Origin of the sequence: Acinetobacter baumannii, from assembly GCF_009759685.1 — a bacterium.
GTDB lineage: Bacteria > Pseudomonadota > Gammaproteobacteria > Pseudomonadales > Moraxellaceae > Acinetobacter > Acinetobacter baumannii.
Genome location: NZ_CP046654.1, coordinates 3245096 through 3268905 on the forward strand (window position 1 = coordinate 3245096; position 23810 = coordinate 3268905).

The following is a 23810-nucleotide window of genomic DNA, read 5'->3' on the forward strand; positions in this document are numbered from 1 at the left end:
TCCAAGACCGCTGACTTTATCAGGTATATCATGACCGAATCTTTTGCAGCCCTCTTTGAAGAAAGTGAATTAAACCTCAACGTTGAAAAGGGTGCAGTCATCCAAGGTGTTGTTGTAAACATCGATAGTGACTGGGTTACTGTTGACACTGGCCTTAAATCTGAAGGCATTGTTGACCGTGCTGAATTTTTAAATGAACAACGTGAACTTGAAGTTCAGGTTGGCGATACTGTTGACGTAGTTGTTGAAGCTCTTGACAACGGTATGGGTCAAACAGTTTTATCACGTGAAAAAGCTAAACGTGCTGAAACTTGGACTAAACTTGAAAAAATCTTTGAAGATGGCGAAATCGTTACTGGTGTTATCTCTGGTAAAGTTAAAGGCGGTTTCACTGTTGACATCGGTCCTGTTCGTGCGTTCTTACCTGGCTCATTAGTTGACACTCGTCCTATCCGTGACACAACTCACCTTGAAGGTAAAGAGTTAGAGTTTAAAGTAATCAAGCTTGATGCTAAACGTAACAACGTTGTTGTATCTCGTCGTGCTGTTATGGAAGCTGAATCTTCTGCTGACCGTGAAGCATTACTTGCTCAACTTGAAGAAGGTCAAACAGTTACAGGTACTATCAAAAACCTTACTGATTACGGTGCATTCGTTGATCTTGGCGGTATTGATGGTCTTCTTCATATCACAGATATGGCTTGGAAGCGTATCAAGCACCCTTCAGAAGTTGTTGAAGTTGGTCAAGAAGTTACTGTTAAAGTACTTAAGTTTGACCGTGAACGTAACCGCGTATCTTTAGGCCTTAAACAATTAGGCGAAGATCCATGGTTAGCGATCATGAGCCGTTACCCTAAAGGTTCTATCGTTAAAGCACGTGTTACTAACTTAACTGACTACGGTTGTTTCGCTGAAATCGCTGAAGGCGTTGAAGGTTTAGTACACGTTTCTGAAATGGACCACACTAACAAAAACATCCACCCATCTAAAGTTGTTCAGATCGGTGACGAAGTTGATGTTATGGTTCTTGAAGTTGACGAAGAACGTCGTCGTATCAGCCTTGGTATCAAACAAACTCGTGCTAACCCATGGGAAGAGTTTGCTAAGTCTCATGAGAAAGGCGAAAAAGTTTCAGGTACAATCAAGTCTATCACTGACTTTGGTATCTTCATTGGTTTAAATGGCGGTATTGACGGTCTAGTTCACTTGTCTGATATTTCTTGGAACGAACAAGGCGAAGAAGCTATCCGTCGTTACAAGAAAGGTGACACTGTTGAAGCAGTTATCTTGTCTGTAGACGCTGAAGGTAACCGTATCAGCCTTGGTATCAAGCAATTGAATAGCGATCCGTTCAATGATTTCTTAGCTGCTAACGAACGTGGTGCTTTAGTTAAAGGTACTGTAACTGCAGTTGATGCTCGTGGTGCAACTGTTAAGTTAGCTGACGAAGTAGAAGCTACTCTTAAAGCTTCTGAAATCAACCGTGACCGCGTTGAAGATGCAACTAAATTCTTGGAAGTTGGTCAAGAAGTTGAAGCGAAAATCATCAACGTTGACCGTAAATCTCGTTCTATCAACTTGTCTATCAAAGCGAAAGACGAAGCTGAAGAGAAAGAAGCAGTTGCTAACTTGCGTACAGCATCAGCTTCTCAAGACAATGGTCCTAAGACTATTGGTGACTTGATCAAAGCACAAATGAAGTAATAAGTTAACAAAGTACAGTTTCATGTAACGAAATTGTACTTTTTATACAAATTACTGTAAACGGTAGCGTAGTATTCAACATACTGCGCTACCGTTTTGTATTTAAACAGGTTATTATCAAACGACTTAGAGTAGTAATAAATAACGAGGTCGTAGATGACTACTGAAGCTCTTAATAAGTCTGATTTGATTGAACGCATTGCGCTAAAAAATCCACACTTGGCTGAACCATTGGTGGAAGAAGCGGTTAAGATTATGATTGACCAAATGATCGAAGCTCTTTCGTCTGACAATCGTATTGAAATCCGTGGTTTTGGTAGCTTTGCATTACACCACCGTGAACCTAGAGTTGGTCGTAACCCTAAAACAGGTAAGTCAGTAGATGTTGCAGCGAAGGCTGTTCCACATTTTAAACCAGGTAAAGCACTCCGTGATGCAGTGAATGAATCTGGAAAATAAATAAAACTCATAAGTGGGGTGCCTATGCGTTATATTCTAATTGCATTACTCATTATTGTATTTGGCTATTCTTTAGCACTTGTTTTGCAGAACCCAACAGAACTTCCTGTTGATTTATTATTTACTCAAGTTCCTGCAATGCGTTTAGGTTTATTATTGTTGCTTACCTTAGCGCTTGGAATTGTGGTTGGGCTTTTATTAGGTGTACAAGTTTTCCGAGTTTTCCAAAAAAGCTGGGAAATTAAACGTCTCCGCAAAGATATTGATCATTTGAGAAAAGAACAAATTCAAAGTGCTCAATTGGCGGCAGCAGAAGCAGCTGCAAATGTAAGACATGAAAAAACTGTTGTAGATATTTATCCCCAAGATAAAAACTCTACTCCTTTATAATTTTTGGTACTACTCTTTATCTCGTCATAAAGAGTAGTATTTTCCCTTCTATATTCCTCATTATCCTTCTAGTTTAAAATCACTATTTCCTCATTTAAGAACTTGGTTCAATAGATTTCTTTATTACTGGCTGACTTGTCTATTATAATAGCGCTGATTTTATGTGATGGAAGAAAGTCTCTTGAGTATCATTGTTGCGTTGGACGCTAAAAGCCAATATGACGCTTTAAAAATTGTTGAACAACTTGATCCTACTTTATGTCGCGTAAAAGTAGGTAAAGAGCTTTTTACTCATGAAGGCCCATCTGTTGTAAAAAAACTTCAAGAAGAAAGTTTCGAAGTTTTCCTAGATTTAAAATTCCATGATATTCCAAATACGACGGCTCAAGCTGTATGTGCTGCCGCAGACTTAGGTGTATGGATGGTTAACGTACATGCATCAGGTGGCCGTAAAATGATGGAAACCTGTGTGGAGCGTTTAAAAGCAGGTAATTATCAAACACAATTAATTGCGGTAACAGTTTTAACTTCAATGGGCCGTGAAGATTTAAAAGATATCGGGTTAGATATTGAACCTGTAGAACAAGTTAAAAGATTGGCGAAACTTACTAAAGAAAGTGGTTTAGATGGTGTAGTTTGTTCTGCTCAAGAAGCTAAAATTCTTCGTGAGTTAATCGGACAAGATTTCTCTTTAGTTACTCCGGGAATACGTCCTGAGGGTAGTAATGCAGATGACCAAAAACGTATTGTAACTCCGAAACAGGCAATGCTTGATGGGTCTACACATTTAGTTATTGGTCGTCCGATTACTAAAGCAGAAAATCCAACTGAAATGTTGAAGTCAATTCTTGCTTCAATTGCTTAAAAGTTTAAAAACACAGTAATTAAAAGTGGAGCGAGTAGACTTAAGAGTAAGCCGCTCATCATGGCATGTGGTACATAATGTGTACCACATGACTGTTTTACCATTGCTAATGTTACATCCATTGAGGTAGCGCCAGCACTTGAAATTGCTGGACGTGGAAACCGCCAACCCATGGTATACATGAGTAAAATTGCAACTATCTCTCTAAATAGATCTGTGAGCAAGGCAATCCCACCTAACTCAGCTGAATGTAGTTGTGTAAATAAAATACCTGACATTGAATACCAACCATAGCCTTGGCCCAAAGCTAATATTTCATTAAGTGTAAACTCATGACCAAGTAAGGAATAGTTGAGAAACCCAGCTAAGCACGAGCCTATAAAGGCGGCCAAAGGTACAATAAGAATTTTCCAGCTTAACCATGTGCGATTAAAATGAGTAAAAGCAAGTTCGATTCCGATTAAAAAAATAAAAAGTAATAGTAAATACCAACTATTAAAGGGAATATGTGTATGTAATTGGGTAAGAAGAATTCCTAAAATCACGCCTATTGTTAAAGCTAGAAATGCCTTGGCAATATTTTTTAATGCATTCATAAACAGTTGAAGTGAAATTTTCCCTTTAACACTTTCTTTATCAAAAATTGTATAGGCGAATAAGCAAGTAAAAAAAGAACCAAGAGAAGTGGTTAATGCAATTAATAGAGCAGGTGGAAGTATAGTAGAAGGATTATCAATTTGGTCAAGGGCGAGTGTTAGTTCTAAAGCTACACTGGTTAGTAAAATATAAGAAAAATAAGGCAGGATTTTAAAAATAAAATGCCGAATATTTAGTGAGAGTTTAGGACCTAGAAAATAACCAAATGCTAATACAAGAAAAATTTGAATAATGAGACTAACGGACTGCATATAATAATAGATAGATTGTTATCAACCTATCTATTATGTATTGAACATATTATGCTGCATAGCTCTGTGAGCATTTATTTAATAACAAATAATCTTTAGGATTAACTTTACGAGTGTCTAGCCAATATTTCCATGTATAAGTTGGCCATAAAGAAAAGTTCTTTCCATCGGCAGCTTGATACCAGCTGCTACATCCGCCAGCTTGCCATACAGTACCTTGAAGTTGTGTTTGTATTCTTTCATTGAAGGAATCCTGAACTTCCGGTTTAACTTCTATAGCGTGCTGTCCAGATTTTTCAACTAGATCAATAAGCTGTAAAATATAATTAACTTGTGACTCAATCATAAATATAATCGAATTATGACCTAAAACGGTATTTGGCCCGACCAGTTGAAATAGGTTAGGAAAATTCTTGGTCATAATTCCATAATAACTTTCTGCACCGTTTTTCCAAGCCTGTTTCAATTCAATTTGATTGCGACCAATACATGTAAAATGTTTTAAATAAATACGTGGATCGGTAACAAAACCAGTTCCATAGATTAAACAGTCAATTGGTCTTTCTTTTCCATCCTTTGTAATAATACTGTTCTCTTTAATTTCTTGAATACCCTCGGTCACTAATTCAACATTTTTACGGTTAAAAGTAGGGAAGTATTTATTTGAAATAAGAATGCGTTTACAGCCCATCACAAAGTCTGGTGTAAGTTTCTTGGCTAAACCTTTATCTTTAACTTGGAAACGTATAAATGCCTCAGCTAATTTTTGCCCATATTTCATGATTTGCGGCTGAACTATAGGAACAACGCGAGATTCATTACTCCAATAAAGGCGACTACGATGAATTTGTCGGTAGAGGTTTGATTTTTTAAATAGAGCTTTGCTCAAATTAGAGTATTTACGCTCATCTCGTGGGATAACCCAAGCTGCTGTACGTTGGAATACATATAATTGCTTAACGTCTTTTGCGATTTCTGGAATATATTGAATTGCACTACCACCAGTACCAATGGAAGCAACTGATTTACCTTCTAGACTGTAGTCATGTTCCCATCGGGAAGAGTGAAAAACTTTACCCTTGAACTTTTCAATACCTTGAATATGAGGGATTTGTGGAATATGTAGCGGACCTGATGCAAAAACTACAAATTGTGCTTCGAGAGAAGGTTGGTTTGCAAAATCTAGTGTCCATATATGGCGCACTTCATCATACTGTACATGAGTAACCTCATGGTTAAACTTACAGTAGTTTTTAATTTGATATTGATTGGTTATATCTTGGATATAATCGAAAATTTCAGGAGCTTCTGCATAACGTTTTGACCAGTCAGTTTTAGGTGCAAAAGACAAAGAGTACATATGTGATTGAACATCACACGCAGCTCCTGGATAGCGGTTTTCACGCCAAGTTCCACCGACATCATTAGATTTTTCTAAAATAAAAAAATCTGATTGTTGGCTTTGTAACAGACGAATAGCCATGGCAAGGCCACCGAATCCAGCACCAATAATTGCGATTTTAGTTTTTTGAATAGCATGTTGTTTTGCGTTTAGCATTGGAAACCCTGCATATGCGGTAAAGAGGATTGCAGGCAAGACTAACGTTTTTTAAACAGTTTAAACATGATTGTATCGACGTGAAAATTGATAGATTCGGCAATTAATTTTATCACTTCTTTATAGTAAAACATTTCAGTCTAGGGAAATTGATAAAAGAATGAAACGATCGGCACTTGGTTTAATCTATTTAATTCAAGGAATGCGCAATGCGGGCATTGATGTCGACTCACGTTTGGCAGATATAGGTATTAAAGTAGATTCCTTGGACCCAAGCTCAACAATTCATGACAGTTTGGAATGGGATATACAGCAAATTATTAGTGAGAATGTTGACCCAGAGAAAGGATTATTTATTGGACAACATTACGCATTGGCAGGTTATGGTCCTTTACTCATGTTACTTGTGACCAGTCATGACATACAAACGGCGTTAGAAAAAGGCATACAGTATCAAAAGCTTACTCATTTATTTGGTACTTTGAGCTTACAAGAAACTGAAAAACACATCATTTTGAACTATTTACCGGTCGATTTAAAAACAGAAATCGGTTTACTCCGTGCCCAATGCGAAATTTCGGGTACTTATAAGTTTATTCAGGATATTTATACCATGATGGGCTTAAAAATGCCTGATATGCGTATAGATTTACCATTTCCGAAACCCTCTGATCCAGATACCGTTGCTCAATATTACGCATATTATGGAGATGATCTACATTTTAATTCTACACATGCAGCATTTAGCCTAAGTAAGAATGTGCTGGAAATAAAAATTCCTTCAGCAGATATTATTACTCATCGTATCTATGAGGCTAAATGTATTAAAGAAATAGAAAGATTAAATGAACAAGATCATCAAATACCGCCTATTATTCAATATGTGCAAGATTATTTAGAGCTACAACAAGGAATTATCCCGAGCATGGCGGAAACCGCTTTTGCTTTGAAAATGCCTGAAAGGACATTAAGGCATCAATTGCAGCAGCTTAATACGAGTTATAAACAAATTCGTGAACAGATTATTAAGAATAAGGCGCTTAAACTTATGGAATATAAAGAGTATTCAATAGAAGTTATTGCAGAAGCACTTGGTTATTCTGAACCTGCCGCTTTTAATCATGCATTTAAAAGATGGTTTGGACAGAGTCCTCGGCAATATGGAAAAGAGTTTTACTGAGTGTAACTCTTGATGCTAAAAGCTAATGTGGTCGGACAAAATGTTCGCTATACTCTCTTCAGTTAAAATTGAAATAAAATGATATGTTAAATTTAAAATCTTCTCATAGTACTGCATTTACTCCGTCTTCCCCAGCAGAGCGCTATGCTGAGGCATTGGCTTCAGGCCAGTTTATGGCAGATGAGGCACAAGCACAGGCAGTGCAAGAATTAGATCGTGTATGGAAAGAACTTTTAAATCGTTATAAGGCTTCTAAAAAAGCTTTCCGTCGTTTCCGCCGCCAAACTTCTCCAAAAGGTGTATATATGTGGGGCGGTGTAGGACGTGGCAAAACTTGGCTTATGGACCAATTTTATGAGTCTGTACCATTTCGCCGTAAAACACGTATGCATTTTCATCACTTTATGCAACATGTTCATAAAGAGTTAAATAAACTTTCGGGTCAACGTAATCCACTCGATATCGTAGCTGATCAAATTTATAAAGATGCTGTCGTTATTTGTTTCGATGAGTTTTTTGTCTCGAACGTAACTGATGCAATGATTTTGAGTGACTTATTCCAAAAGTTATTTGTTCGTGGTGTAACGCTCATTGCAACTTCAAACATTGCACCAGACGGTTTATATAAAAACGGGATTCACCGTGATCGTTTTATTCCTACAATTGAAATGGTTAAAAAGAACTGTGTCGTTTTAAATGTAGATGCAGGGGTGGATTACCGTTTACGTGTTTTAAAACAGGCTCAATTGTTTAAATCACCATTAGGTAATGAAGCTCAAAGCTGGATATCAGAGCGTTATACTGCTTTAACTCATACTCAAACAAATTCTCATGAACCGATTGTGATCAATAACCGTGTTGTTGAAACCCTAGGGCATACGGAAGATGTTTTATGGTGTGAGTTTTCTGAACTTTGCTTAAAGCCCCGTAGTCCAGCAGACTTTATTGAAATTGCCAATATTTATAATACGGTTTTAGTTAGTAATGTTCCTCACTTAACAGACTTCTTGTCTGAAGGCACACGTCGTTTTATTTATCTAGTCGATGAATTTTATGATCGTGGAGTCAAACTACTTTTAACCTCTCAAGATAGTATTATTGATATCTATCAAGGCGAGAAATTGGCTTTTGAAATTGAGCGTACTCGTTCACGTTTATTAGAAATGCAGTCAGATGAGTATTTGCATTCTGAACATCGACATATTGATGCGACTAAAACTTCTTAAGAAGTCAGATATGAAGAGCGCTCTAAATTGAGCGCTTTTTTTACAACAAAAAAAGGTAAATTTAGCGAAATAGTACTTTTTCATTGTGCAAAGTTTGATATAACTAAATACGCTTTAGAAAAAACAAGATAGTGAAATTTTTTTGTTTGTTAACAAAAAGTCTAGTTTCAGTATCTTTAAATATTGAATAAATTGTTGGGAATCCTAGTTGGAATTTTAATATTTTCCTATATAGAAAAATTTATCTTTGTCAATAGTTATGCAAGGGAAAATGCTTACTATTTAGGAATGTGATATTAGTATTCAGCTTAATTTAAATCGGTATACTAGGATTCTCTTGGTATAAAAAGTAGCAACTTCAGGAAAGACAATGACTGCACGTATTCAAAAAGGCAAGTTAGCGATTGCTAAAGAACTTTACGATTTTATCGAAAATGAAGCTTTACCAGGTTCTGGTTTAGATAGTGAAACTTACTGGAAGAACTTTGAGCAAGTTGTTGTCGACCTTAGTCCAAAGAATAAAGCATTATTGGCTAAGCGTGATGAATTACAAGCAAAAATTGATGAATGGCACCGCAACAATAAATTTGAATTAGGTGCTTACAAAGCATTTTTAACTGAAATTGGTTATTTATTACCAGAAGTTGAAGACTTCCAAATTACTACTGAAAACGTAGATGAAGAAATTGCATTGTTAGCAGGTCCACAATTAGTAGTACCTGTACGTAATGCACGTTATTGCTTAAATGCAGCAAATGCGCGTTGGGGTTCTTTATATGATGCACTTTACGGCTTCGATGTAATTTCAGAAGAAGGCGGTGCAGAAAAAGGAAAAGGATATAACCCTGTACGTGGTGCGAAAGTTATTGAGTTTGCTAAAAACTTCTTAAATGAAATTTTCCCGCTTGCGCAAGGCTCACATGCTGATGCAACTAAATATGCAATCGAGCAGAATAAACTCGTTGTGACTTTAAAAGATGGTACTAAAACTGGCTTAGCTCATGAAGCTCAGTTTGTGGGTTTCAATGGTGAAGAAGCGAACCCTTCAGAAGTTGTTCTTTTGAGTAATGGCCTACATGTCATTATTGAAATTGATGCGAATAGCCCAATTGGCCAAACTGATTTAGCTGGTGTTAAAGATCTAACACTTGAAGCTGCGGTTACAACAATTCAGGATCTTGAAGACTCTGTAGCAGCTGTTGATGCAGAAGAAAAAGTTGAAGGTTATCGTAACTGGTTAGGTTTGATGAAGGGCACTCTTCAAGAATCTATCGAAAAAAATGGTAAAACAATTGTTCGCGCTTTGAATAAAGACCGTGAAATTAAAAATTTGATCGGCGGCACAACAAAACTACATGGTCGTTCACTTATGTTACTTCGTAACGTAGGCCATTTAATGACGAATCCAGCGATTTTAGTTGATGGTGAAGAAATTTTCGAAGGTATTATGGATGCGTTGGTAACACCATTGTTATCAATTGCTGACATCCGTAGTGAAAACGAAAATAAAAACTCTCGTAAAGGGTCTATGTATATTGTTAAACCAAAAATGCATGGTCCTGAAGAAGTTGCTTTTGCTGTTGAGTTATTTGAGCGTGCTGAGCAAGCCCTAGGATTACCAGCGAAGTCTTTAAAAATCGGTATTATGGATGAAGAACGCCGTACATCTGTAAACCTGAAAAACTGTATTGCTGCTGCTAAAGATCGCACAATCTTTATTAACACTGGGTTCATGGATCGTACTGGTGATGAAATCCATACTTCTATGGAAGCTGCTCCAGTTGTTCGTAAAGAAGCGGTTAAAACACAAAAATGGATTGCTGCATACGAAAACCGTAACGTTGCAATTGGTTTGAAATGTGGTTTACAAGGTAAAGCTCAAATTGGTAAAGGCATGTGGCCAAAACCAGATAGCATGAAAGATATGTTGGCAACTAAAGCTGCTCATCCAAATGCTGGTGCTTCATGTGCTTGGGTTCCATCACCAACTGGTGCTGTACTTCATGCGATGCATTACCATCAAGTAAATGTAAAAGCACGTCAAGATCAGTTAAAAGCTGAAGAAATGTTGTCATTAGATGACTTGTTAACTCCTCCATTTGCAACTGATACAAACTGGTCAGCAGAAGAAATTAATAACGAACTTGAAAATAACTGCCAAGGTATTTTAGGTTACGTTGTTCGTTGGGTGGACTTAGGTGTAGGTTGTTCAAAAGTTCCGGATATTAACAATGTGGGCTTAATGGAAGACCGTGCAACATTACGTATTTCTTCTCAACATGTTGCCAACTGGTTACGTCACGGTATCGTGACTCGTGAACAAGTTGAAGAAGTGCTTAAACGCATGGCAAAAATTGTTGATGAACAAAATGCGAATGATCCATTGTATAAACCAATGGCAGCTAACTTTGAAACTAATATTGCTTTCCAAGCAGCTTCAGATCTTATCTTTAAAGGTTGTGAACAGCCTTCTGGTTATACTGAGCCATTACTACATGCGGCTCGTTTAAAATTAAAAGGTTATACAGGTGACTAATTTTAACCTGTTATAAAAAAAGCCTCTTCGGAGGCTTTTTTATTTTCGGTATATTTTGTGCTTATAGATAAGGCGTGAATTTATAAATAAAGGATTTCAAGTTTGATTAACTTAAAAAATCTTGATCGTGAGAATTGGCTTCTATGCGCAAAATTATTATTAGATGAATCTCAAAAGGACTATGTCGCACCAAATGTATATTCTATTGCTGAGTCTAAAGTCGAGGAACACTTTAAAAAAACGCTAACTGAGAATTCAAGTTAGCGTTGAAGGAAATGGAATTAACTAAAGTTAAAAGCGATATTAATTGCTACTCACAATCCCAATTTTAGTTACACCTAAACGCTGCGCCGTAGCCATGACCATCGCTACATTTTTATATTCAGCCATTTGGTCTGGTTTAAGTTTGATTTGGTCTTGATCTTTTTTGGCGACAACACCTTGAAATAAAGTCTCTAGTGCCTTGCGGTCAGAAACCTGTTGGTTATTCCAAAATACTTTGCCTGCTGCATCAATTCTTACATCAATGATTTCAGATGGCTTTTCATTTGTTGGTGGCGGTGTGCCATTTGGCAAATTAATATTAATCGCATTGTTTGGTGCAGGTATAGTAATAATAAACATAATAATGAGTACCAGCATGACATCAATAAGCGGTGTCATGTTCACCTCTAGCATTACATCGTCATCATTATTTGAGCCAACATTCATACCCATAAAATTCTCCTTAAAATCATTACGGGGAAGCTGGAGGGGTAGTAACAAAGGCAATTTTGCCAATACCAGCTTGTTTGGTCGTACTAATGACCTGATCTATCGCTTCAAAATGGGTAAGCTGATCTCCTCGAATATGTACCTCCGGCTGCGGTCTTTTTTGTGCCACAGCTTGTAATTTTGCTAACAATATTTCTTTATTCGGTACATAACTCTCGTTCCAGAAAATATCGCCTTTCTTATTAACTGAAAGTTGAATATTTTCAGGCGTGGTCGCGTACGGAGTATTTTTTTCTTCTGGTAGTTTCACCGGAACTGTATGTGTAACTACCGGAATAGTAATAAGAAAAATAATAAGTAAAACTAACATGACATCTACGAGAGGTGTCGTGTTAATCGTTCCAATCATTTCGTCATCATCTTCAGAACCAACACTCATACCCATAATGTCTGCTCCTAATTATTTAATGCTGCGATTAATTGAATTGTTGGTATTAATTTCTCCGCTTAATAAAACTGCATGTAGATCTGAACCAAATGAACGAACATTTTCCATCACTGCTTTATTACGACGAGTCAACCAGTTGTAACCCAGTACAGCAGGTACTGCGACCGCAAGACCAATAGCTGTCATAATGAGAGCTTCACCAACTGGGCCTGCAACTTTATCAATAGATGCCTGACCTGAAATCCCGATTGCAGTTAAAGCGTGATAGATTCCCCATACTGTTCCGAAAAGACCTACGAAAGGTGCTGTAGAGCCAACTGTTGCTAAAAAAGCGAGACCGCCGCCTAAATGGTTTTGTACTTTTTCGATGGCACGTTGTATTGAAATGCTCACCCAAGTATTAAAGTCAATGCGTTCAAGTAGAGAGCCGCCGTGTGATTTAGTCGAGTTAATGCCTTTTTCTGCAATAAAACGGTACGCGCTACTTTGTTCTAAACCTTCTGCAGCATTATCAAGCGAAGTTGCCTCCCAGAAATGTTTTTCAGCTTCTTTACCTTGGCGTTTGACTTTACCTTGTTGTAATAATTTAGAGATGATGATGTACCAAGTACCAATCGACATGAGTACTAAAATAAATAAGGTAGACTTAGCGACTAAGTCACCTTCACGCCAAAGGGCTTCTAGACCATATGGATTTTTAACAGTTTCACTTGTTGCTGGCTTTGGTGGTGGAGTTGGAGTACTTGTATTTGAAGTAGCTTCAGTAGTTGCTGTTGCCACAGGAGCATTGTTCGTTTCTTCTGCGAAAACTGAGCTTAATGGAAGTAACGAGCAAGCTGCGATTAAACTTGCAGAAGCGAAATGTACTAGTGGTTGAGTTGATTTTTTCATCATATATCTCCAATATTTTTTAATTTCTTGCTAATTCAATTGTTTATTCAATTACGAATGGATATTCAATTTCATACCAGTCTTGCTGAGGCACGCCATCTTTCATTGCTGGTTTGAACGTACATAAGCTGTAGGCTTTAGTTGCTGCTTTATCTAAAATTTTGCTGCCACTCGATTTTTTTACTTTGGCATCAATGACTTTGCCGGATGTATCAACCAAAACACGTATACGCACCGTTCCTTGCTCTTCGTTCATGAGTGCTTCGCGTGGATATTCCGGTTTTTCACAGCCCGCAGAGCCTTCAGAAACACCACGTGTTACACCAGCGGGTTTAGGTGCTGGTGCAGCAGCTGCCACTGGAGCTGGTGCAGCAACAGGGCTCGGAGAAGGAGTACTAGGTGCAGCAGGAGCCGGAGTAGCGACTTTAGTCGGTTGAGCTACTGGCGTCGTTTTTTGTACTGGTGTTGCTACTTTCTCTACTTCTTTTGGTGGCTCAGGAACCTTGGCAACTTTTTCTACCATTTTTGGTGGCTCAGGTGGTTTTTCCTTTGGTTTCGGCTCTTCCGGCTTTGGTGGAGGAGGTGGCTTAATATCCTGAATAATTTGTAATTCCACAGGTTTTTCTGCTGGTTTTTGAATATTGTTTGCTAAACCTGACATCAGAATATAGGCAACAAGAAGATGCAGAAAAATGACTGCAGCAATACCAATTAGGCGTTTGGCAGATTTATTTTCTATGTCTGTAAAAGTCATGCCCATAGTTACTCCTGAAACTGTAGACAAACAATTTTTAAAATGACTGTTTGGCTAAGAATGAGTATTTGTTCTGCAAACTAACTGTTGTGAGCTACATTTGCAGAACAACCATTTAGAACTTATATGTACCTCGTACAAAGTAAGTACGTCCTAAAGGATCTGCGTAACGTGGGTCATACCCCATTTGGAAGTTATCAATTACATTAGAAGCAGGAGGGTCTTCATCAAAGATATTCTTAATACCTGCTGTAACTTCTAGATTTTTAAAGCCTTTATAAGTGCCTGAAATATTGTATGTTGTATAGTCGCTGACTCTATGGTTTTGGCCGTTAGAGTTTTGATCTTGGTACCCACGAGAGAAGTTTTGTTGTAGGTTTAAAGCCCAGTTTTCATAATTCCAATTTAGGTTTGCAGTATGTTTCCACCGCAGAATAATGGATTGATAGTCTAAGCCGCTATATGACCCTGCAACACCTATCCATTCTCCATCTGGTTCGGCTTGATATTTGTAATCTGTTATATATGTACCATCAATATTGAAACCGAATCGACCTGTAACAGTCATTGGAGAAACCCAACTTAAGCCGACGTCAAAACCAGAAGTTTTAATTCCACCTAAATTTTGTTGGGTTGTAATAATATAATCTAATGAGCCATCAGGATTACGTACAAATTTGTCTGCATATTTCACTGGGTCATTAAAAATAGCAGTTTCTGAAAGTGTAGCAATTTGCTTGTCGACTTCGATATTGAAGTAATCGAGAGTAAAAGCTAAATTTTTAATTGGTTCAAACACTAAGCCAGCGGTAAAAGATTTTGATTCTTCTGGATCTAGAGTTTTATTACCTCCATTTTGTCTGTCGAATTGCATATTACAATCGCGTTCTTTTTTTCCTCCTGGTTGTACAACTCCACCAGGGCAAAGCACAGGATCATTATATGATGCACCTGTATTAGTTATCGAATTTGCACCATTAACTTCCCAAAGTGTTGGTGCTCTGAAACCTGTGCTATAAGTTGTACGGAACATTAACTGTTTAATAGGTTCCCAACGAAGTGCAAATTTCGGATTAAAAGTATCACCAAAATCGTTGTAGTCATCATAACGAGCAGCGATTTGAGCTTCTAAAGTTTTATGAAGGGGGATATGAAATTCGGTAAATACCGATTTAATATTACGATCGCCAGTATTTACTGGCTCATCAGGATCGACACCTGTGCTAGGTGCCACTCGGGCAACATCAGTAACGACTTTTGAAGTCCAATCTTCATAACGATAGCTTGCTCCAACTGCAAAAGCCACGTCTCCAGCTGGTAATTTAAATATAGGTCGGCTTGCCGTGAAATCGACAGTAGTTGTATCTAGGTTAGCTTTTAAGTATTTGCCTTCAACTCCTAACTCATTCCATACATTGGCATCTTCAGGGTTTTGTGGTCCGAATGGGTTTAAAATACCATTGTTTAAAGCTTCTTGTGTTTTATCAAAATTTAAATAGCCACTTACGATAGCATCCGATGCACTACTATGAGCATAGGTAACCCCGGAGTTAATATCCCAACCATGAGTTTCACCCTCGATACCCGCAAATAATCTATGTGATTGGTTAATACTATTACTTACACGATTACCCGATTGTGAACGTAGATACAGAGGGATAGTTCCCGTAGCGCCAGCTAAAGCTGGAGTGATACCTTTACCTGGATAATATTTACTACTAGGATCAAGCGTCAGATCAAAAAAAACATCTGGTGCAACTGAAGTAGTGACTTCACTTCTTGCATATAAATATTCTGCAATCGCGTTAAAATTATCATTTAATTTAAAAGTTGCTCGGCCCATAGCTGAGATGTCTTCTGTTTTAGGAACAATTCCAATCACGGCTTGGCTGTTGTATCGACAAGTTCCATCATCGTTACTATTAAGAGGATTATTACCACAACCAGTGGATGCGTAAGGGTTACCTAAACCTGGGACATTGGCAGGGAATGAACCACTACTGGTTCTATTGACATCTAATTCGGGTAATATTCCTCCACGCCGACTAACTTTACGGTCTTTGGCCATGACATCATCGCCTTTGCGATAGTCTACAACACCAAAAAAGTTATAGCCATTTTCGTCTAAATCACCAAAACCCCCAAAAATGCTGTAGTCTTGCTGCTCGCCGCCTTTTTGTTCTGGTTTTTGATAGCCGGCAGTCAGATTAAGTCCTGTAAACTGCTTTTTAGTAATGAAGTTAATTACCCCGCCAATTGCATCGGTACCATAAATGGAAGAGGCGCCATCTCGTAAAACCTCAATACGGTCTAACATTGCGAGTGGAATAATATTTAAATTGGTAACGCCACTGTCATATGCATTTGCAGCTAATCGACGGCCATTAAGTAAAACAAGTGTCTTATTGGCACCCAAGGCTCTAAGGTTTGCTGCCGAGCCAGCTGTTTTACTTGTACCTACGTTGCTGGCAGTAACAAAATTAGACTGGTTTGCGCTGATCTTTGCCAAAGCCTCTTCAGTTGTTGTTACCCCTTGTTTTAAGATTTCATCAACTTTCACCACGGTAATTGGCGAAGCACTTTGTGCCGCAACCCCTTTAATTGAAGAACCTGTAACGGCAACTTTTACGACTTTTGTTGGTTTTTCATCGGTACTTGATTGTTCCGTTTCTGCTGCTTGTGCCATGGTAAGACACATCATGCTTAAACTAAGGGTGCTTAATTTAAGAATTGTTTTGCCAATCTTGGGGGTTGCCTGAGATCGAACATTGTATTTTTTTTTCATCGTGGACTTGATCCCTTTTTGTTGTCGTTAGCGATATTGCTGGAAAGTTTTTAAGCAAAGCAAGTGCCAACTATATATTTTTCTTTTTTTAGTTTATGCAAAATATTGATAAATATTGATTTTATTATGCTTGAGTATGATGCTTTAGCTTTTTTGATATAAAAATAAATTTTCCATTTGGAAAATTTTTTGATGTTGGCGAAAAGTTTCAAATTTATTTGTATAAAAAATATACATCACTGGACTCTTCACATGCTTATTAAATAAAAATGTATCGTTTTAGAGCCTTTTAATATGTAATGTTATAATATTTATTACTACATAGTTAAATTATATTTTTATTATTAATCAATAGATTGTTTTAAAAGTATCTGTAAGTTAGACATGATCTAATGTGGATCATAATTAATTTTTAATGTATTTTATTTGTGCATTTAAGATGTTATATGATTAACTTATATGAATATAATATTTGGCAGAAAGTTACTTTTATTTATATAGTTCAAACGTTTTTAAGTATCTAATAAAAATATGAATTTTTAATATTTTTAAATATTTTAAGATGGATATTAATAAATGGCATGAAATTCGCTTTATATTCAATGGTTACAAAACACTAGGTATTTGAGTTTATTTTTCCATTTGATCAAATCGAAAGAGCATAAAGGAAAGCAAATTTTAAATCCTAAATAGGCCTATCTGTTGAAAAAGAACTTTTCTTATGCAGATTTAGATGTTACTCAAAAGGATAATATCTTTTAAAAAAACTAATTACGTGGGTATGAACTTGAAATTAAAATTTTTTAAGCTCGCCATTTTAAGTCTGGCTATTACATCAGTTCCTTGTGCTTACGCAATTACGCCAGCGCAACCAAACAAAATTTTGCATGTTGCCTATGAGGCCCCAGATGATGGCTTCGATATGGTTAAAACCACCAATTTCTATAGCGCTAATATTGCTGAGGCAATTTTTGAGCCTTTACTCAAATATGACTATTTAGCACGTCCATTACAGTTAGTTCCCAATACTGTAGAAAGCCTGCCCAAAGTGGAACAAGACGGTAAAGTTTATATATTTAAAATTAAGCCGGGTATCTATTTTACCAATGATCCAGCTTTTAAAGGTAAACGCCGTGAGTTAGTGGCTGAAGACTACGTCTATACAATTAAACGTATTTTAGACCCTAAAAATAGAGCGCCTTCTGTTTCTTTTATTGATGGTAAGTTACAAGGTGCCGATGTGGTTGTAGCTCAAGCAAAGAAAACTGGAAAATTTGATTATGCTGCTCCAATTGCAGGGCTTAAAGCGATTGATCGATATACTCTACAATTTACTCTGACTCGCCAAGACTTTAATTTTCCTTATATTCTTGCCTATATTGCATTTGGTGGTGTTGCTAAAGAGGTTGTTGATTATTACGGTGATCGTATTGGCATGCATCCAGTAGGTACTGGTCCTTATATGTTAAGTAAATATGTACCGAGAAGTAAGGTCGAGTTAGTTGCTAATCCTGATTATCGTGGTTTTGTCTGGAATTTTAAGTCAACAGGAACACCTTGGGATAACCAACTTGTTAAGGAAATGTCTGGAAAGAAAATGCCACAAGTTGGCAAGGTGGTGGTCAGTATTATTGAAGAAGAGCAGTCACGATGGTTAGCTTTTCAGTCTGGACAACTAGACTTTGATAAACTCACAGCGAATGCTGTTCCTCAAGCTTTAGATGGAAATCAGCTTAAAGCTTCTTTTAAGAAGAGAGGAATTAAGCACTATCCAAATAAGGATCCTGAGATTACCTATACTATGATGAATATGCGTGATCCGGTGATTGGTGGTTTTAGCCTAGAAAAAATAGCGCTTCGTAGAGCAATTACTCTGTCATACAATCAAAAAGAAAGCATACAACAAGCTTATAAAAGTCAGGCTGTTAGATCACAAATGTTTATACCTGAAGGTGTAAACGGATATAACCCTAAATATAAAAGTAGCGTAGGATATAATCCGCTGTTAGCAAATAAACTACTTGATTATTATGGTTATAAAAAAGCGGCTGATGGCTACCGGACCTTACCAAATGGCAAACCTTTAATTTTAAAAATCAATACAGAAAATAGCTCAGCATCGGTTATTCATTCAGAACTCTGGAAAAAAAATCTAGATGCGATTGGCATTCGAGCTGACTTTAAGGTAAGTAACTTTGCAGATAACTTAAAAGCCGCTACTCAATGTAAATATATGATCTGGAGCGGTGCATGGATTGCTGACTATCCTGAAGGAGATAATTTTGCACAATTACTATATGGACCAAATGCTGGGCAGGGAAACCATGCTTGTTATCAGTCTAAAACCTATGATGCTCTTTATACTCAGGCCATTCATTTACCACCTCAACAACGGCTCCCATATTACGAAAAACTTAACCGTCAGATAGAAGCTGATAACCCTTGGATTATTCATGTAACACGAATTCGTAATTGGTTGATACAGCCTCAAGTTCAGGGGTTTAAAGCTCACCCAATGATGAATACAAACTGGCAATATCTTGATATTACCCCTATTAAAAAATAATTTTAGATAAAGATCATCATGACCGAAAATTTAAAACAAAAGCTTAAGCACTGTAGTGTCGGCCTATTCTTTGCCGGAATGGCTTTAACGGGTTCTATATCTATTTTTGCGAAAAGCCCAGCCGATCCAAATAAAGTTTTGCGTTATGTATTCCCAACAGCTGAAACAGGCTTCGACCCAGCTTATGTACATGACTTATATTCAGCGCATGTACTCACATCTATATTTGAAACTTTATATACCTATGACTATTTGGCAAGACCAGCAAAATTAATCCCACACGTGGCTACGGCTATGCCAGAAGTGAGTGCAGATGGACTGACTTATACCATTCATATTAAGAAGGGTATTTACTTTACAGCCGACCCAGCGTTTAAAGGTAAACCTAGAGAGTTAACAGCTTACGATTATGCATATTCTTTTAAGCGGTTATTAGACCCGAATTTACGCTCACCCAATAGTTGGTTATTGGAAGATAAAATTGAAGGTATGAATGCTTTAGTCAAAGCAGCCAATAAATCCGGAAAATTTAATTACGATCAAAATGTAAGTGGTTTACAAACACCTGATAAGTACACTTTGGTGATTCGGTTAGTAAAACCAGACTATAACTTTCCTTTATTACTGGCCCATGATCCGACAGGTGCGGTGGCACGCGAAGTCATCGAGAAATATAAAGATAAAGCTGGTTTTGTTATGGGGCATCCGGTAGGAACCGGACCTTATATGCTCAGTAAGTGGATACCTGCCTCACGTATAGTTTTAAAAGCAAATCCTGAATATCGAGGTTTTACCTGGAACTTTAATGCCAGTAGCCCCGGGGATGAAGCAATTGTAAAGCGCCTTAAAGGTAAACAAATGCCTCAAATCGGCACAATTGATATTCAGGTCATGGAAGAAAACCAGTCACGATGGTTAGCATTCCAGCGTGGTGAGGTAGATATCATTCAGCTTGAAGGGCAATTAGTTTCAAAAGCGATTAAAGACGGTAAATTAAGACCCGAGCTTGCAAAAGAAGGTGTGCAATTATCTCGTATTGTTGATCCAGAAATTAGTTATATCTATTGGAATCTCAAAGATCCCGTTGTTGGAGGAATGAGTAAAGAAAAAATTGCCTTACGCCGTGCTATTGCGATGTCCCGTTCAATAGATCAAGAGATTAAATTGGTAAGGAATAGTGATGCAGAACGTCTTCATTTCCCAGTTCCACCTGGTGTAGTGGGATATGACCCACAGTATAGAAGTAGTACACCATATTCAGTAAAAGCAGCCAATCTGCTGTTGGATCGATATCACTACAAAAAAGATGCTTCTGGTTGGCGTACACAACCAAACGGCAAGCCGCTCGTGGTCGAATATAAAGCGCGCAATGACAGTATTGGCCAACAAAGTGCTGAACTTTGGAAGAAAAACTTCGATAGCCTACATATTCGCATGGTGTATAAGCCAATGCTTTTTTCAGACTTACTTCGATCACAAAAACAATGTGAGGGAATGTTTGGTTCTTCTGCATGGATAGCTGATTATCCGGATGGGGATAATTTTATGCAGAATTTTTATGGCCCAAATACTCATATGACTAACTGGTCTTGTGGTTCGATACCAGAGTTTGATGAGTTGTACCGCCAGTCTCAACAAGTGAAGCCAGGCCCAGAAAGAGATGCGTTATATCGAAAAATGACGCGCTTGTTAGAGGTTTATATGCCTGTGCAAATGTCTTATGCACGCTATCGCAATATGTTGGCCCAACCACGAATTATTGGATATAAGAAGCATCCGATTTTACATGCTGAATGGATGTACTTCGATATTGATACAAATACGAAATCTAATCATTAAATGAAAAAAATTGGAGATACGATGAAAAATAATACACTGAAAATGACTACATTATGTATGTTGACCATAGGTATAAGTCAATTTGCATCGGCTGAAGCGACGCGTGCGACATTACCATTACTCAAAGCAGAGCAACTCCCAACATGGTGTGATTCTAATTTAAAAAAAATTCAGCAAGAGATTTCTAGTTTTGAAAAAACGTCTGTTAAAAATGATGCTGCCGCTGCTCCGATATTAGCCAAGTGGGATAAAATTTTTGCTCATCTTGAAGATTTTTCGGGGCCCATAGGTCTATATAGTAACGTCGACCCAGATGCGAAATTACGTAAGGCAGCAGAAGACTGCGAAATCAAAATTAATCAGTTTCATACGGATATATTCCAAAACTCTAAACTGTATAACGTAATTAAAAATACAAAAGCGACTGATCCAATTGACCAGAAATACCGTCAAGATATTCTGGATCAATTTGAAGACACAGGGGTTCAGTTAGAACCAGCAAAACGCGCAAGAATGAAGGCTATTCTGGATGAGTTGACTAAACTTGAACAAGAATATAACCGTAATATTCGTGATAACCCGGAAAAACTTGAATTTACTCCTGAAGAGATGAAAGGCTTACCGGAAAGTTATATTTCGGGGTTAAAGAAAAATACGAAAGGAAATTATCTATTAGGTTTTGAGTATCCGGAGTATCGCCCCTTCATGGAGCTAGCGGATAATGATGATGCCAGAAAAAAATACCAGATTGCCTTTACACGACGTGGGACTGAACAAAATTTAAAACTACTCAAACAGGCAATAGATTTACGTTATGAACTTGCACAGTTATTTGGAAAAGCAAGTTATGCAGATTGGGCTTTAAAAGACCGAATGGCAAAAACACCAGAAGCTGTAAACAAGTTTTTGGCAGAAGTACAAAAAACTGTAGCACCACTTGAACGTAAAGAAGTAGAAGAGCTTCGTGCCTTTAAAGCACAAACTTTAAAAACACCACTAGATAAAACCGAGATAACGCGCTGGAGTGAAGCTTACTGGAGTGAAAAACTTCGTAAGAGTAAATATCAAATTGATCAGGAAAAGCTTCGTGATTATTTTCCAACTTTAGCTGCTCAAAAATGGTTATTTGCCATTTCATCTGATCTTTACGGTATTGATTTTAAACCTGTCAAAGTTAAAGCATGGCAGGATGAAGTTGAATATTACGATGTAGTTGATAAAAAGACAGGAAAACTCCTTGGTGGCTTATATATGGATAAATTCCCTCGTGAAGGGAAATATGGCCATGCAGCAGTTTGGGGAGTATATGGTGGAAGCACTTTAACCAACCGATTACCGATTTCAGTATTGGTGACCAACTTTAACCGTAAAGGTTTAAATAGTGATGAGCTTGAAACTTTTGTACATGAGTTCGGTCATGCTTTACATGGCATCTTATCAAATACCCGCTATACCAGTCAGTCCGGAACTTCTGTAGAGCGTGATTTTGTAGAAGCACCTTCTCAAATGTATGAAGAGTGGGCACGCCGTAAAGAAACCTTATCTAAAGTGGCCGATTATTGTGATCCAGCTTGTCCACGTGTTGACGATGAATTAATTGCCCGTTTAAAAGCAGTACATAATTATGGCCGTGGCTTGCGTTATGCCCGTCAGACGCTTTATGCACAATATGACATGGCACTTCATACGGCAGATGCCTTAAAAGTAAAACCTTTAGAAACTTGGCAAAAAATGGAAGCTGCTACAGCCTTAGGATATGTGCCAACAACTGAATTCCCCGGGCAATTCGGGCATTTAATGGGTGGTTATCAGGCAGGTTATTACGGTTATATGTGGTCTGAGGTTTTAGCGCTAGACATGCTTTCTGCTTATGGTGACAACCTGAACAACCCACAAGTGGGACAACGTTATCGTCAGACGATTTTATCGCAGGGTAGCCAAAAACCGGCAGCTGAATTGGTTAAAGATTTCCTTGGTCGTGATCCTGACAATAAAGCATTCTTTAACGAAATTACCGGACAACGGGTTAAATAAGGAATTATCACTATGCTGGCATATGTTATTCGGCGTTTATGGCAGATGATTCCGACCATGTTGGGAGTAGTGCTGCTTATTTTTATCTTATTTAATTGGGTCGGTGGAGATCCTGCCTATATTTTGGCAGGTAAGATGTCTAACCCTGAGCAGATTGAAAATATCCGTAAACAGTTAGGTGTTGATCAACCTTATTATGTTCAACTTTGGATTTTTATTAAGCAAATTCTTACTTTTGACTATGGCGCAAGTTGGAGCACAGGTGAATCCGTTTCACAAATTATCTTAACCCGATTAGGACCGTCGCTCACACTTTTAATTCCACTCACCATTTTACAAACAGTTATTTCAATTATTTTAGCATTGGCTGTAGCGGCAGTACGTGGCTCTCTAACTGATCGTATGGTCATGATGCTATGTACCATCGGTATGTCGATTAGTATTTTGGTTTACATTATTGTTTTTCAATATGTTCTGGCTTATCAACTGAGCTGGTTCCCAGTACAGGGATGGAGCGATAGTTTTACCGACAATTTATTTAAGTTTTCCTTACTACCAATTCTAATCATGCTGGTGGTGAGTATTGCACCTACTTTACGTTTATATCGTAGCTTTGTGCTTGATGAAGTAAATCAGGATTATGTGAGAACCGCACGTGCTAAAGGTGTAGGGGAAAGCCGAATTTTAAGTGTGCATGTTCTACGTAATGCCTCAATTCCGATTATTACTGATGTGATGTCAAATTTACCGGCATTATTGATAGGTGCATTTTTAATTGAACGCTTTTTTGGTATTCCCGGTATTGGTCGTGAAGTGATTATTGCTGTAGAGCGTAGTGATTTTCCTGTCATCAAAGCCATTACTGTATATATTGCAGCTGCAACCATGATTTTTAATTTGATTGCGGACTTGGTCTACAAAGTGGTTGATCCACGTGTACAGTTGAAGTAGGT

18 protein-coding genes and 2 pseudogenes are annotated in these 23810 nt (G+C 37.7%); 12 read left to right on the plus strand and 8 right to left on the minus strand.

The window, feature by feature from the left end; translation table 11 throughout:
* Positions 1 to 30: 30 nt before the first annotated feature.
* The 4 genes from rpsA to pyrF all read left to right on the plus strand — a co-directional run bounded on the left by rpsA (position 31) and on the right by pyrF (position 3418).
* Positions 31 to 1704, plus strand: a complete 1674-nt coding sequence (gene rpsA / locus GO593_RS15560) for a 30S ribosomal protein S1 (RefSeq protein ID WP_000140309.1) — start codon at positions 31 to 33, stop codon at positions 1702 to 1704.
* Between the two features lie 156 nt (positions 1705 to 1860).
* On the plus strand, positions 1861 to 2163 hold the full coding sequence (locus GO593_RS15565) for an integration host factor subunit beta (protein ID WP_000205997.1): 303 nt from the start codon (positions 1861 to 1863) through the stop codon (positions 2161 to 2163).
* Positions 2164 to 2187: 24 nt separating this feature from the next.
* Complete coding sequence (locus tag GO593_RS15570; RefSeq protein ID WP_001269278.1) at positions 2188 to 2553, plus strand: lipopolysaccharide assembly protein LapA domain-containing protein; 366 nt, start codon at positions 2188 to 2190, stop codon at positions 2551 to 2553.
* 166 nt (positions 2554 to 2719) lie between these two features.
* Positions 2720 to 3418, plus strand: a complete 699-nt coding sequence (gene pyrF / locus GO593_RS15575; protein WP_000392933.1) for an orotidine-5'-phosphate decarboxylase — start codon at positions 2720 to 2722, stop codon at positions 3416 to 3418.
* Here pyrF and GO593_RS15580 read toward each other — a convergent pair.
* Complete coding sequence (locus GO593_RS15580; protein WP_001192280.1) at positions 3415 to 4326, minus strand: LysO family transporter; 912 nt, start codon at positions 4324 to 4326, stop codon at positions 3415 to 3417. The two genes, pyrF and GO593_RS15580, sit on opposite strands and share 4 nt — an antisense overlap.
* 49 nt (positions 4327 to 4375) lie before the next feature.
* Entirely contained in the window at positions 4376 to 5923 is a 1548-nt protein-coding gene (locus GO593_RS15585; protein ID WP_100223320.1) for a flavin-containing monooxygenase, read from the minus strand.
* 121 nt (positions 5924 to 6044) lie between these two features.
* Between GO593_RS15585 and GO593_RS15590 the strand changes: the two genes are divergently transcribed.
* The 4 genes and pseudogenes from GO593_RS15590 to GO593_RS15605 form a co-directional block, all read left to right on the plus strand.
* On the plus strand, positions 6045 to 7064 hold the full coding sequence (locus GO593_RS15590; protein WP_000830348.1) for a helix-turn-helix domain-containing protein: 1020 nt from the start codon (positions 6045 to 6047) through the stop codon (positions 7062 to 7064).
* Between the two features lie 83 nt (positions 7065 to 7147).
* Positions 7148 to 8290, plus strand: a complete 1143-nt coding sequence (gene zapE / locus GO593_RS15595; RefSeq protein ID WP_000933387.1) for a cell division protein ZapE — start codon at positions 7148 to 7150, stop codon at positions 8288 to 8290.
* Between the two features lie 370 nt (positions 8291 to 8660).
* The gene (locus GO593_RS15600; RefSeq protein ID WP_000126961.1) at positions 8661 to 10826 is read left to right on the plus strand and encodes a malate synthase G; all 2166 of its coding nucleotides are present in this window, start codon (positions 8661 to 8663) and stop codon (positions 10824 to 10826) included.
* Between the two features lie 102 nt (positions 10827 to 10928).
* A pseudogene (locus GO593_RS15605) lies at positions 10929 to 11060 on the plus strand (GNAT family N-acetyltransferase); the annotation flags it as partial.
* A 69-nt stretch (positions 11061 to 11129) separates the two neighbouring features.
* Here the strand turns inward: GO593_RS15605 and GO593_RS15610 are convergent.
* From GO593_RS15610 to GO593_RS15635, 6 genes and pseudogenes are all read right to left on the minus strand, one after another.
* On the minus strand, positions 11130 to 11543 hold the full coding sequence (locus tag GO593_RS15610; protein WP_000525674.1) for an ExbD/TolR family protein: 414 nt from the start codon (positions 11541 to 11543) through the stop codon (positions 11130 to 11132).
* Between the two features lie 19 nt (positions 11544 to 11562).
* Positions 11563 to 11985: an ExbD/TolR family protein gene (locus GO593_RS15615; protein WP_000525862.1), complete on the minus strand. Its 423-nt coding sequence runs from the start codon at positions 11983 to 11985 to the stop codon at positions 11563 to 11565.
* 15 nt (positions 11986 to 12000) lie between these two features.
* Positions 12001 to 12882 carry a MotA/TolQ/ExbB proton channel family protein gene (locus tag GO593_RS15620; protein ID WP_001983904.1) on the minus strand — a complete coding sequence of 294 codons (882 nt, stop codon included), beginning with the start codon at positions 12880 to 12882 and terminating at the stop codon, positions 12001 to 12003.
* Between the two features lie 40 nt (positions 12883 to 12922).
* Positions 12923 to 13639: an energy transducer TonB gene (locus GO593_RS15625; RefSeq protein WP_000525879.1), complete on the minus strand. Its 717-nt coding sequence runs from the start codon at positions 13637 to 13639 to the stop codon at positions 12923 to 12925.
* A 109-nt stretch (positions 13640 to 13748) separates the two neighbouring features.
* Positions 13749 to 16418 (minus strand): TonB-dependent receptor, encoded by a 2670-nt coding sequence (locus GO593_RS15630; protein WP_000731488.1) that lies wholly within the window; start codon positions 16416 to 16418, stop codon positions 13749 to 13751.
* A 520-nt stretch (positions 16419 to 16938) separates the two neighbouring features.
* Positions 16939 to 17031: pseudogene (locus tag GO593_RS15635) on the minus strand (hypothetical protein); the annotation flags it as partial.
* A gap of 162 nt (positions 17032 to 17193) precedes the next feature.
* Between GO593_RS15635 and GO593_RS15640 the strand changes: the two are divergent.
* Genes GO593_RS15640 through GO593_RS15655 form a run of 4 tightly spaced genes read left to right on the plus strand, consistent with a single transcriptional unit; the run spans position 17194 to position 23808 of the window.
* Positions 17194 to 18984 (plus strand): ABC transporter substrate-binding protein, encoded by a 1791-nt coding sequence (locus tag GO593_RS15640; protein ID WP_001983896.1) that lies wholly within the window; start codon positions 17194 to 17196, stop codon positions 18982 to 18984.
* Between the two features lie 15 nt (positions 18985 to 18999).
* Entirely contained in the window at positions 19000 to 20823 is a 1824-nt protein-coding gene (locus GO593_RS15645; protein ID WP_085941292.1) for an ABC transporter substrate-binding protein, read from the plus strand.
* Positions 20824 to 22857, plus strand: a complete 2034-nt coding sequence (locus GO593_RS15650) for a M3 family metallopeptidase (RefSeq protein WP_001983894.1) — start codon at positions 20824 to 20826, stop codon at positions 22855 to 22857.
* 12 nt (positions 22858 to 22869) lie between these two features.
* Positions 22870 to 23808: an ABC transporter permease gene (locus GO593_RS15655; RefSeq protein WP_000881924.1), complete on the plus strand. Its 939-nt coding sequence runs from the start codon at positions 22870 to 22872 to the stop codon at positions 23806 to 23808.
* Positions 23809 to 23810 lie beyond the last annotated feature (2 nt).